This is a genomic window from Ochrobactrum sp. S1502_03 (assembly GCF_044435015.1).
GTDB lineage: Bacteria > Pseudomonadota > Alphaproteobacteria > Rhizobiales > Rhizobiaceae > Brucella > Brucella chromiisoli.
This window is the reverse complement of record NZ_JAYEXN010000022.1, coordinates 1-12,470: the sequence shown is the minus strand read 5'-3', so window position 1 is coordinate 12,470 and position 12,470 is coordinate 1. Positions and strand designations below refer to the sequence as shown.

The window sequence follows — 12,470 nt, the reverse complement described above, 5'->3', positions numbered from 1 at the left end:
CTCCTCCTTTTGCCGTGTCAGGTTAATTTGATCTGTGTTCTTTATGTCTTGGTTCGGTTGAATTCCCGGCCTCCCGCCGACGTTTTCGACCGATGCGTTCGGCGTGCGTCGATAGCTCTGCATTGCCTTCCAAATCGGATTGCAGAATGAGCTTATGTTGTTTCAGCCAACGGATCATTTCGCCGAATTCGAGATCATAGGCTGGCTGGTCCATTGGGTCTCTCCACAAATCATGTCGTGCAGGCAAAGGATGCGCGGAGTTGATGCATGTGGCAAGCTCCAAAGCTTTGCGGTGCGCTTGAGGATAAAGCGTGTAAACAAATGCGGGAATATTTCCAACAACGCAATCAAAGCGGGAAATGGCCCTCAAGGGAGCGCCTTCAAAATGATGTGGGGGTGATGCTTCAATGTCACAGCGCATGGGCGGGTCATAGCCCCCTTTCTGCGCTTGAGCTGCGGGTGGTGATGCTTCAATGTTTCGGGCTTTTTGCAAACCGCTGATCGGATTCTCAAATAAATTCAATTCATAATAGCAATTCTTATTTTAGCATGTAAAAACATAGTAACTATTATTTATTGGTATATATATGAAGAATATTAGATATAGCTAGCAATTTTCTACACGAATTGACAAATAAATATTTATGATCTTATTGTCATTTCGGTTTTTGAATTGTGATTCAGCTTGCTTTTTATTCTGTTCGTCTGCTTAAAGGGCGGCTGAATGTACAAGACTCGTTATTGATATATTGGACCTGTTGCCTTTTGTTTTTCGAAAACAAGCGGTTGCGGGAGCATAAGATTGCAGAAAAGCATGCGGGGCCGGTCGTTTTGGCCAGACAAAGCCCGAGCAACGGAGATGGATAATCGACATGACGGATAAGCAAAACATGAGACTGCGCAATGCTGCCGGTGCAAAGTCGCGTATGGCGGGGCGCACGTTGCTTTTATGTGGGGTTTCCACGCTGACACTCGCAGTCAGTGGCCTCTGTGCCACGGCAGCTTTTGCTGATCCGGCGATTACCTATAGTGGCGATCTCTCGCCTGCGCCCGTCACAGGCACCACCAACTGGACCCCTGATGGCCCCATCACCATGGGCGTCAATGAGAATTCAACCCTGACGGTCTCGGGCGGTGCAACCATAACGGCCCCCGAGCAAGATTTCAATTTTGGCGAGAAGGGTGCCACGGGGCACAATTCCACCTTCACCATCGACGGTGCTGGCACCAAGGTTGAGCTTGGTAGTATTTCGATGGGGATAGGCAATGGCAGCAATGACCAGCTTATTATACGCAACGGGGCTTCGTTGGACTTGGGGGAGTACAGCGTTACCCTTGCCAAAAACAAAGGCACTTTTACCAATCCGGGAACGGCAAGCATGCTTGTCACCGGACAGGGCACAACTGTTAAGACTGGTGGTATCGCTGTCGGTGGAAGTAGCAATGTGTCCGCTTCTGTGCGCATTGAGGATGGTGCCAAGGTTGATGCTGTAAAGCCAGGTCGGAATGGAAACTTTCTCATCGGTTCTGGCTCTGATCCTAACCCCGAAGGTGCTCGCCATGGCGAGGTTATTGTAACGGGCGCTGGCACAGAGCTAACGACTAACGCGTTGATAATAGGAACCCAGGCGCCGATGGCTACTACTGCCTGGGGGCAGGAACAAGGCGTGCTGACCATCGCCGATGGCGCGGTCGTGAAAGTGAATACAGGCGCATTCCAAATGTTCAATGCGAGTGTCATCAATATTGGTGCGGCCGCTGGTCAGGCGCCAACCGCTGCCGGAACACTCGACGCTTCTAATCTGTGCTCTGGTTGCGGTGTCCCCATAGCAGGGCTTCCTGGACCAATCATCAACTTTAACCATACGGGCGACACGGTTTTTAACGCGGCCATTTCCACTAAGGCTTCTTACTTCTCGACAATCAATCAGCTTGCCGGCGTCACGAAGCTGACGGGCGATAGCACTGAGGGTAAGTTTAACGGTGCTGTAAACATCAGCGGCGGCACGCTGCAATTGGGTGATGGTGGCACGACGGGGTCTCTCTACGCCGACATAACCAACAACAGCACACTCGCCTTCAACCGCTCCAATGCCTATAAGTTCGACACCGTCATTTCCGGCACGGGCGATGTTGTCCAGCTTGGCTCTGGCACGCTGACATTGAGCGGTGTCAACACCTATAGCGGCGGCACCAAACTCAATGCCGGTACCATTGCCGTTGCCTCCGATGCAGCCTTGGGTGCAGCAAGTGGCGCGCTATCTTTCAATGGCGGCGCATTGAACAACACCGCAGCCTTCACCTCTGGCCGCACATTTGACTTTGGTGCCAATGGCGGCTTCGTGAAGACGGATAAAACCTTAACGCTCAATGGTGCCATCACGGGTGCAGGCAACCTCATTAAGAACGGCGATGGCGAGCTGGTCTATAATGGTGATGGTTCTGCGCATACAGGCGCAACCAATGTCCTTGGGGGAACATTCACCTTGCATGGCAAGCTGGGCGGTGCTGTGCAGGTCTCGGAAAATGGGACACTTGATGGCGATGGCACCATCACGGGCAATACCCATATTGTGGGCGGCACACTTTCTGGCGTCTCAGGCCAGACGCTTCAATTCAACGGCGACCTCAAATTGGATACGAACAGCAAGACAAATGTTGCCATGGGTGCAGACACCGATGCAATGTTCAATGTCACTGGCGATCTGACCGTCGGAGGCACCCTCAACATCAGCGATGATGGTGGCTTTGGCATCGGCGTTAACAACGTCTTCCACGCTGACGGTGTTGTGACCAATACTAATCTGACAATCGGCACTGTGGATCCTGCGATTGAAGCTGCCAATATATCGCTTACTGTCGGGCAACATGACGTTACCCTCACCAACACAGGTGGTCTGACTCTGGGCTATTGGGATGGTGCCAACACGACAGGTGACGGCACTGTTCATGGCGGCACTGGCACGTGGGGAACCGGCAACAACTGGACAAATGAAAACGGCACAGCGAACGGCCCTTGGGTCGACGCCCAGTTCGCAATCTTTGGCGGAACTGCCGGTACAGTGACCATTGCTCCAGCAGGGGTCGGCGCTGCGGGTATGCAGTTTGCCGTTGACGGTTATACGATGGGCGGCGGCACGCTGACCCTCGCAAATGGCAACACGGCCCCGATTATTCGCGTGGGCGATGGCTCAGCAGGCAGCGATGCAACCAAAGCGACGATCATTGCTGTGATCGCGGGTACAAATGGTCTCAACAAGACCGGCAAAGGCACGCTCATTCTGACCGGTGCCAATACCTATACCGGTGACACCAAAATCAGCCTCGGCACATTGCAGCTTGGTGCAGGCGGCGCAATGGGCACGCTGGCATCCACCAAGGTCGACGTGAACACCAAAAGCACCTTGGCGTTCAATCACAATGATACGCAGAACTTTACAGCCCAAATCACCGGCGAAGGCTCGGTCGTGCACACGGGTTCCGGCACACTCACACTGAGCGGCGATAACAGCTTCACCGGTGGTCTCACAGTGGCTGAAGGTATAGTTAACGCAGGTTTCGATGACCTTGCTTTCGGCACGGGGGTTCTTACCGTCAACGCACCTGGTGTTGTCGATCTGACAACGCACAATATAACTGTCGGTGGACTTGCGGGTGATGGCACCATTCACACCAAAGCAAAAACCCTGACAGTCGCTTCGGATGATGACGGCGTCTTTGCCGGTAAGTTTGATCATACCGCTGGCGATCCAACGGCAGCGCTCTACAAGATGGGCAATGGCACACTGGCACTGACCGGTGACAATACTGGCAATGTGCGGATCGCAGCGGGTACTGTGCAAATCGGCAACGGAGGCACAACCGGTAGTGTTGCTGGTGATGTGACCGTTGATGCGAATGCAAAGCTTGCCTTTAACCGCACCGACACTCTTACCTTCGATCATACGGTCAGCGGTGCCGGTAGTCTCAACCAGTTCGGTTCTGGCACGATAATTCTGACAAAGGCCAATACCTATACCGGCGGCACCAACATTGGGGGCGGCACATTGCAGCTTGATGATGGCGGCAGCATTACCGGCGATGTGAGCAATAACGGCACATTTGCATTCAACCATAGTGGCAATGTCGGCTTTGGTGGCGTGATCAGCGGTGATGGCCGGGTTGTGCAGATGGGTGGCGGTGAGGTCAATTTCTCCGGTGCCAACAGCTTTACGGGCGGCCTTGATGTTCAGAAGGGCATTGCAAAGGCAGGCATCGCCGATGTCGCCTTCGGTACGGGCACATTGAATGTCGCAAAAGACGGAACTGCCGATCTGAACGGCTTCAACACCAAGGTTGCAGGTCTGAGCGGCGATGGCACTGTCAAGTTGACCGGCGGTGATCTGACCCTGACGATGGGCGATCATTTCTCTGGCACATTGACCGGCTCTGGCGGTCTGACACTGGATGGTGCTTCGCAGCTTCTGGATGGCACTTCCGACTATAGCGGCGCGACCAATATCGCTAGCGGCGAGTTGCATATTGGCTCAAATCAGGCTTTGAGTGACGCATCCGCCTATAGCATTGCAGACAAGGGCAGCCTCGACATTGGTGGCTTCAGCGGCACCGTCGCATCTTTGACCAATGCTGGCATGATCACCAGTTCGGGAAGCGCTGGTGCACGGTTGAATGTCAAGGGCGACTACACCGGGCAGAACGGAACGCTCGTTCTCAATACAGTTCTCGGCGACGATAATTCCGCAACGGACATGCTCAAGGTTGGCGGTAACACATCGGGTGAGACAACGTTGCGGATCCACAATCAGAATGGTGTTGGTGCCAAGACGGTTAACGGCATTCAGATTATCAATGTTGGTGGCAAATCGGATGGTGACTTCCAGCTGGCAGGCGATTACGTCACCAAAGACGGCAAGCAGGCTGTTGTAGGTGGTGCCTATGCCTATACGCTGCGCAAAAACAGCCCCGCTTCATCGCAAGACGGCAACTGGTATCTCACCAGCAATATGGAAACCAATCCGGTCGATCCAAACAACCCTGTCGATCCAAACCACCCTGTTGATCCAAACCACCCGGTCAACCCGCCAGCTACCCGCTATAGTGCCGGTGTTCCGGTCTATGAAGGCTATGTATCGAGCATGCAGACGCTCAACAAGCTTTCAACGTTGCAGCAGCGTGTTGGTGAGCGTTACCTGAACGGTAGCAGTGGCGATGGTCAGAGCTCTGGTGCGGTTGTCGACGAGCATGGCGTTTGGGCTCGCGTTGAAGGTGCGCATAACCGTCTGGAGCCGAACTCTTCGGCAGCTCGCATGAAGCAGGACGTTAATACCTTTGTCATGCAGTCCGGTGTTGATGGGCAGTTCTATGAAAGCGAAAGCGGACGACTGATTGCTGGAATCAACGGCCAGTACGGCCATGGCAAGGCTGATGTTTCGTCCGACTCCGGCGATGGAACCATCACCACCGATGCCTGGAGCCTTGGAGCAACCGCAACCTGGTATGGTAATAATGGTTTCTATGTCGATACACAGGGTCAGGTGACCTGGTTCAACAGTGACCTCGATTCTTGGACAGCCAATACCGGTCTTGCCAATGGTCGCAAGGCGACAGGTTACGCGATGAGCGTTGAAGTCGGACAGCGTATTGATATGGCCCCAAGCTGGTCGCTGACTCCACAGGCTCAGTTGATGTGGTCTTCGATTAATGCCGATTCATTCAACGATGTCTGGGGTGCGCGTGTTAGCACCAATGATACTGACAGTCTGACCGGTCGTCTGGGGCTTGCCGCAAACTATCGAAATGACTGGAAGGGTGAAGATGGTCTGATGGTCAATACCACTGTCTATGGTATTGCCAATCTCTATCAGGAGATGCTCAGCGGTTCATCAGTCAAGGTGGCAGGCGTGAAGTTTGATACTGACAATGACCGGACATGGGCTGGCGTCGGCTTTGGTGGGACATATGCCTGGGCGGATAGTAAATATGCCATCTATGGCGAAGGCACTATCAACACCTCACTTAATCATTTTGCGGATAGCTACGCATATAAGGCTACAGCTGGCTTCAAAGTGAAGTGGTAACGCGTTATAATCAAGAATAGATAACTTAAAAGGGTCCCGGAAACGGGGCCCTTTTTCGTGTGGAGTCCTGGCAAAATAATGCCAAAACTATGGGGTATCCAGACTGTTTCAGTTTTAACAAAAGCGGGTTTGTCACTGAGGCAGTGCCTGGAATAGAACGATATAAACTTTGATTTATTAAGGGGGCTTTTATGGCACTCAACTTAAATATAGCATTAATTATTGCCGGGTTTCTTTTTTGGAATTTTAAATTTCGAAAAATAAGCTTTTTGTTTATTGCGGCTGGCACCATTCTTTATATTTCGATTGCGTCAAATTTTTTGCCCGGTTACCTGCTGCATCGTTTGCAATCTCCTTATTCATCAAAAATGCAATCCTCGATCAAAGACAATACAGCATTTCTTATTTTCGGTACGGGAACGCAATCCGTTGATGAGATCGGTCAAAAGACCGTGGAACCCCTTCTGTTTTCCTATGGGCCAATATTGGCGGCAGTTCGCGCGAACCATGAGTGTGTTCAAGCTGGCTTGAAGTGCACATTCATTGCCAGTGGCGCTGATGTTGCACGAACGGGCGTATCGGAAGCCGCAATCATAGCGAGAGAACTCGAAAAGGCCGGTATTAACCCTAGAGATATCCTTCTTGATGAGAATAGCCGCAACACATGGCAGAATGCGAAAAATACGGCTGTCATTCTGAAAAATATCAAGCCATCTCAGACTGTTCTGCTTCAAGCAGCGCCGATCATAAAACGCGACTTGCTCTATTTGGCGCATTTTGGCGTTCATCCTGAGCCTGTCGCTGCGGTATATCTGAAAACGACGCATACAAATATGTCTTCTTCAGCGATGTCATTTCTTGCATTCGATATGGTCTTACATGAAGAAATTGGTATCTGGCGTTATGCTTTTTACAATTTAATGGGCTGGAATGAGCCGAGCACTCCTGTGGCAGGAGTTTAGTTTTGGGATTTAAGAAGAGTCCACTTTGACGGAGGCTGTCGATGGACGAGGATTGGCAGGCGGATCTTGAGCAATGGCGCGCGCCTTGCCTGAAAAATCTGGGCAACAAGACTTGGCATCGGATGTGCCCCCATATATTGCGGGCCAGATCGCTCCAGATGATCGGAATCGCTTCCAGCCCCGGGCAGTGCGCTCGGATACGATAGTTTATGATCGGGGGATTATCCCCTCAAGCGCTGTGGTTTTCGATCCTCTTCTCAAAGCTAGGGCGCAAGCTACTTTATGATTTAATCAAAATCTTTGCCGTCACATAGACGCTTTGGAAAGTGTGACAGAAGCTGTTGACTCAATAGCTTGCTTATTTTCTAGGCTTTAATTTTCAAAGCGCTGTTTGGTGGCGCTATCAAAAAAGTGCGGTTTCGAAGTTTCGAAAGAAACATTCACTTTTTGACTAACTTCAAGCGTTGTTCTCTCGCGCACCACCCAGGTTAATTCTTGACCCTGAACATCCAGGACAATGTGCGTTTCAGAGCCGGTGGGTTCTACCACCTTCACAACAGCCTCAATGTCGTCAGAACCTCCGATAGAAATGTCTTCCGGTCTGATGCCGAAAACCACGTTTTTGCCAACCGCAGCGGAGGGTGCGCCGGCGATTTTTACACTCGAGCCATTTTCCAAATTCAATTGCTTGGTATTTTTAAGGGTTCCGCTTAGAAAATTCATTGCGGGAGATCCAAGGAAGCCAGCAACGAAAATGTTTTTCGGATGATCATAAAGCTCAAGCGGCGATCCGATTTGCTCAACTTTGCCGCCGTTCAGGACAACGATTTTATCGGCCATGGTCATGGCTTCGATCTGATCATGTGTCACATAGACGATTGTTGTCTTCAATCGTTGATGAAGAGCCTTAATTTCTGCGCGCATTTTAACGCGAAGTTTTGCATCAAGGTTCGATAGCGGTTCGTCAAACAAGAAGACCTTGGGATTGCGTACGATTGCGCGTCCCATTGCTACACGCTGCCGCTGGCCACCCGATAGCTGTGCCGGCTTTCGATCAAGAAGCGGCTGAAGTCCAAGAATATCGGCCGCTTCATTTACCTTTCTGGCAATCTCCTGTTTGCTGGAGCCAGCAAGCTCCAGCGCAAAGCCCATATTCTGAGCAACAGTCATTTGCGGATAAAGCGCATAGTTCTGGAAAACCATTGCAATATCACGGTCTTTGGGTTGCAGGTTGTTAACGACGCGTCCACCGATGCTGATCTGACCTGAAGTGATATCTTCAAGGCCCGCAATCATGCGCAGCAGTGTCGACTTTCCGCAGCCTGAGGGGCCAACGAGAATGACAAACTCACCCTCGTTAATTTCGACATCGACACCATGAATAATGTCGACCGTTCCATAAGATTTTTTGACATCCGCAATGCTTAATCCAGACATATGCAAACCTTCCTGATTTATTTCTTACGGCGCACGCGCAGTGCTTGATACGGTTTGCGCGGGATTGACACGCCGAATGCAGCGTCGGGCTTTCCCCCGCGCACGATTGCGCCGTGTCTTACTGGGTGGGTGACAGGGGCGGCTATCTTTTTGGCCGGTTCAATGGTCATTGCCCATGTGTCGATCAGGTCGACTTCATAGTCATCGCTATCCATCGGGAGCCCGGATGACCAGACGACGGGCTGGTGTTCACCAAAATAGATCAGTCTGAAATCGCCATCGCCGTCGCGTGCACCTGATACGCGTGACCAGGGCCATTGTTTGACAGGCCCAAGAGGTTCAAGACCGTACTGAACATCCGCTTCCAGCAGGTCACGGAGAAAGCCGATGCGCTTCCACGCTTCGCCGTGCAGTTTGCCGCCTTTTGCCCACCAGATGAGATCATTGTCATCGGAATATGTTTCACCATGTCCGACATATCCACCGCGTGCCATCGATATCCAATAACGGTGCACCAGTTCCTGCGGGCTCAGATTGCCCCAGGATTCAAGAATGTCCCCTTCATATTCCGGCTCGTCATTCACCACCGGCTTGCCGTACGTGTCACGCCATTCCTGCGTTTTCTTCACATCCGGGTTTTGAATGCAGATATGTGTGACCCATGGTTTGCGGTGATCGTAGTTGGAATTCACGTCGCCATTATGGATTGAGCGCAGATGCTGATAGGGATCGTTCTCTTCTAAAATTTGGAAGTATCGGTCCCATTGTTCGATTGGCTTTGTGTTGAGCAGGAAATCATACTCGTTGGCAAGCGACCACCATACATTGCGATAGGCAGACAGGCGGGCAGCCAGATATTCGACATATCGGTAATCCTGATCTGCGCTCATATCCGCATAGCCCCATCGATCATAAGGATGGAACATGATAATGTCAGCTTCAATACCAAGCTCACATAGCGCCGCAATCTGCTTTTCAAAATGCCTGAAATGGGCAGGATTCGGTCTGTCGAAATCTTCTTTACCATCTGCGTCTTTTTCAAAGCAGGCATGCAGTGGCTCGTTGGTGTTGTAAGGATAGTCTTTCGGGAAAACGCCCATACGGATCTTGTTGAAGCGCGTTTTTGAAAGCGTCTCCAGAGTTTCGTCCTGCATATCGAGCGGCTGATGCGTCCAGGCATAGCAAGTCGTTCCGAACGGAAAGAACGGGGCTCCATCCGCATAGGAGAAGTGGAACTTGTTACGAACACGAACGGGTCCGTGATTGTTCGCTGAAGGTCGTTCTACCAGAACGCAGCCTTTATGGCCGTTTAGTTCTTTCGTTGCTGAGCGTGTCGTGAATGTCCACTCACCTTCAATATCGGGCATAAAACGGAGACGATAGGTTCCATCGCCGTCATAGAAACCCGGAACACGAACTTCGCGGCTTTTATGTTTGAAAATCGCATCAAAAGCCACGTCGAGAAAGGGGTTGCCAGTGGAAGGTCCGGCAAAGGATGCTTCAAAAACACCCCATTTTTCGACGGTTGCACCAGACATGCATTTCTCCTCGGAATTTACTGAATGCTCGTCAGCCTTTGACCGCGCCAGAGGTCAGGCCAGAAACGAAATAGCGTTGAAAGATCAGATAGACGATCGTAGCGGGAAGGACCGTCATCACAATTGCTGCATTTAACTGCCCGTAATCACTGGAGAATTGGCCTTGAAAAGACATCAGCCCCAGTGGAAGCGTCCACATGCCCTGATCTTGTAAAAGCACAAGGGCCATCGCGAACTCGTTCCACGTCGACACGAAGTCAAGAATGAACAGCGCTGCGAGGACAGGCAGGCAGACAGGAAGAAAAATCCGCCGGAAAATGGTGAAGTGACTTGCCCCATCAATCAGAGCAGCCTCAGACAATTCTTTCGGAATTCCCCTGAAGAACCCATGTAGAATGAAGACCTGATAAGGTACACCGAATGCAATGTAGGGAAGAATAACGCCGATATAGGTGTCAATCAGTCCAAATGAATTGACGAGTGTGAACAGTGGAGCCAGCATGACCTGAAATGGGATCATAGTTCCAAAGACCACAATAAGAAGTAACAGCTTACCGAGCTTGAGCTTTATCTTGGCCAAAGCATAAGCGGCCATGGCAGATATAAGCAGCCCAATTGGGACCTTGATCGCGGTTATGATAACGCTGTTGAAAAATGAACTGGCAAAGCTGCCCCGGTTCCATGCTCCCGAATAGTTACCCCACGCCCATTCTACAGGCGGCATGAAGGCGCCGGTGCTTGTGACAGCGGCAGGTGTTTTCAACGATGTGAAGACGATGAATACAAAGGGAGCAATCCAGATGACCGCGATCAGTAACAGGCTGATCCACAAACCGATCAGGACTGGATCTCGTCGCATCTTAGATGGAACTTGAGAGAGTGAAGTGGTGGTCACGATTCCAACTCCTCGTTCTTCTGCATCCAGCGCAGATATGGAACAACAATCGCCATCGTGATTAACAACAAGACGACGGAAATTGCAGCGCCACGCCCGAAGTCGAAAATCTGCATAGCTTGTGTAAACGCCCAAAGTGCCAGCATTTGTGTGCCTTGCGCTGGGCCACCACCTGTCAGGCCATAAACAATGTCAAATGCTTTGAGCGAGGAGATGATGGATAGCACCAGAACAACAGTCATCGTCGGCCGAAGCGCAGGCAATGTTACATGCTTGAAAATTGCCCAGCGTCCGGCGCCATCTATCCGTGCGGCTTCTACCAGTGTCTGCGATACGTTCTGAAGCCCAGCCAGAAACAAAACCATCGAGAAGCCAACGGTTTGCCAAATGTAGGCAACAAATACGGAATAAAGTGCGATGCTTTTGTTGCCGAGCCAGTCCTGAATCCAAGACTGCAATCCCCAATTGGTCAGCAACTGATTAAAGAGCCCGAAGAACGGATCGTACATCCACTTCCACATCGTCGCGACAGCGATGGGGGCGATGATAACTGGGAGGTAGAATATTGCACGCAGGCTGTTGCGGCCAAATATTTTCTGATTGAGGCTCAAAGCCAGAAGCAAGCCTATGAAGGGAGGTATTGCGAGGCTCAACAATGTCCAGATGATGGTATTTTTGAAGGCAACCCAGAAGACGGGGTCATTGGTGAATATGGCAGAATAGTTGGAGAGGCCCACGAACCGGCGCTCCGGATCAAGCCCGTTCCATTTCTGGAAACTCATAACAATGACATCCAGCATCGGATATAGTGCGAATATGCCATATATCGCCAAAGCCGGGATGAGCAGAATGGACGCTTGGATACGCGGTGTCTGAGTGATTGCTTTCAGCGACATGCTTTCCTCCAGGCAATGATGAGACTGCCTTGATGATTGTGGCCCTGCGAGCTGTCTGAGCGATCAAGCTCAGGCAGCTCGCATCCGGGGAGGATTAGTTTCGAGCCTTGATGAAAGCCTGCATCTGTGTCGACGCTTCATCGGAGGTCATATCACCAGCAGCCACACTGTTGATGACGCGGAAATATTCAGTGGTAACATCCAGCGGAAATGCTTGGTCGCCGTTCATGTAAACGGAGCCGTAATCATTAAAAATGTCCAGCCACTCAGCTTCAAGGGGCTGCTGGTTTTCGTATTTTACATTCTTGTTCACTGAAACGGTGCTGAATTGTCCGACAAGGTCCTGTTGAACCGGGGTAGACGAAAGATAATCAAGGAATTTAGCCGCCGTATCAGGGTTTGGGCTTTTTGAACTGATGTAATTATACTCACCAAATCCATACAGGCGGTTTGTGTCTGTAGGGAATGGAAAGATGCCATAATCATCAAGGTTCGCACCTGTGCCTTTTAACTGGCTTACCAGCCAGTCTCCTTCCAGCATCATGGCCGCGCGCCCGGCAGTAAAGAGTGTCAACGGCGGAATAAAAACAGGCCAAATGGCGGTGTAAAATCAGGCCAGTTTATGCCGCAATCGGGGAACGTCGGAAGGGCGTAGCCCGACCAGA

General features: G+C 51.1%; 7 protein-coding genes and 1 pseudogene. 2 read left to right on the top strand and 6 right to left on the bottom strand.

Features of this window, described 5'->3' with window-relative positions; translation table 11 throughout:
* Positions 1 to 22: 22 nt before the first annotated feature.
* Positions 23 to 523, bottom strand: a complete 501-nt coding sequence (locus VBH83_RS13810) for a hypothetical protein (RefSeq protein ID WP_396998232.1) — start codon at positions 521 to 523, stop codon at positions 23 to 25.
* Between the two features lie 349 nt (positions 524 to 872).
* Between VBH83_RS13810 and VBH83_RS13805 the strand changes: the two genes are divergently transcribed.
* Both VBH83_RS13805 and VBH83_RS13800 read left to right on the top strand, forming a co-directional pair.
* On the top strand, positions 873 to 6,077 hold the full coding sequence (locus VBH83_RS13805) for an autotransporter outer membrane beta-barrel domain-containing protein (protein WP_396998231.1): 5,205 nt from the start codon (positions 873 to 875) through the stop codon (positions 6,075 to 6,077).
* A 191-nt stretch (positions 6,078 to 6,268) separates the two neighbouring features.
* Positions 6,269 to 7,039 (top strand): YdcF family protein, encoded by a 771-nt coding sequence (locus tag VBH83_RS13800; protein ID WP_265982867.1) that lies wholly within the window; start codon positions 6,269 to 6,271, stop codon positions 7,037 to 7,039.
* 372 nt (positions 7,040 to 7,411) lie between these two features.
* On the opposite strand, the gene VBH83_RS13795 is transcribed toward VBH83_RS13800, so the two are convergent.
* The 5 genes and pseudogenes from VBH83_RS13795 to VBH83_RS13775 form a co-directional block, all read right to left on the bottom strand.
* The gene (locus VBH83_RS13795; protein WP_265982868.1) at positions 7,412 to 8,476 is read right to left on the bottom strand and encodes an ABC transporter ATP-binding protein; all 1,065 of its coding nucleotides are present in this window, start codon (positions 8,474 to 8,476) and stop codon (positions 7,412 to 7,414) included.
* Between the two features lie 17 nt (positions 8,477 to 8,493).
* Positions 8,494 to 10,014: a DUF5060 domain-containing protein gene (locus tag VBH83_RS13790; protein ID WP_265982870.1), complete on the bottom strand. Its 1,521-nt coding sequence runs from the start codon at positions 10,012 to 10,014 to the stop codon at positions 8,494 to 8,496.
* A 31-nt stretch (positions 10,015 to 10,045) separates the two neighbouring features.
* The gene (locus VBH83_RS13785) at positions 10,046 to 10,873 is read right to left on the bottom strand and encodes a carbohydrate ABC transporter permease (protein WP_265983835.1); all 828 of its coding nucleotides are present in this window, start codon (positions 10,871 to 10,873) and stop codon (positions 10,046 to 10,048) included.
* A 32-nt stretch (positions 10,874 to 10,905) separates the two neighbouring features.
* On the bottom strand, positions 10,906 to 11,805 hold the full coding sequence (locus VBH83_RS13780) for a carbohydrate ABC transporter permease (RefSeq protein WP_265982871.1): 900 nt from the start codon (positions 11,803 to 11,805) through the stop codon (positions 10,906 to 10,908).
* Between the two features lie 94 nt (positions 11,806 to 11,899).
* Positions 11,900 to 12,376, bottom strand: a pseudogene (locus tag VBH83_RS13775) (extracellular solute-binding protein); the annotation flags it as partial.
* Positions 12,377 to 12,470: the final 94 nt, after the last annotated feature.

Excerpts from the sequence above, each read along its gene's own strand:
- VBH83_RS13805 (WP_396998231.1), top strand. The coding sequence starts at position 873 with ATGACGGATAAGCAAAACATGAGACTGCGCAATGCTGCCGGTGCAAAG.
- VBH83_RS13800 (WP_265982867.1), top strand. The coding sequence starts at position 6,269 with ATGGCACTCAACTTAAATATAGCATTAATTATTGCCGGGTTTCTTTTT.
- VBH83_RS13795 (WP_265982868.1), bottom strand. The coding sequence starts at position 8,476 with ATGTCTGGATTAAGCATTGCGGATGTCAAAAAATCTTATGGAACGGTC.
- VBH83_RS13790 (WP_265982870.1), bottom strand. The coding sequence starts at position 10,014 with ATGTCTGGTGCAACCGTCGAAAAATGGGGTGTTTTTGAAGCATCCTTT.
- VBH83_RS13785 (WP_265983835.1), bottom strand. The coding sequence starts at position 10,873 with ATGCGACGAGATCCAGTCCTGATCGGTTTGTGGATCAGCCTGTTACTG.
- VBH83_RS13780 (WP_265982871.1), bottom strand. The coding sequence starts at position 11,805 with ATGTCGCTGAAAGCAATCACTCAGACACCGCGTATCCAAGCGTCCATT.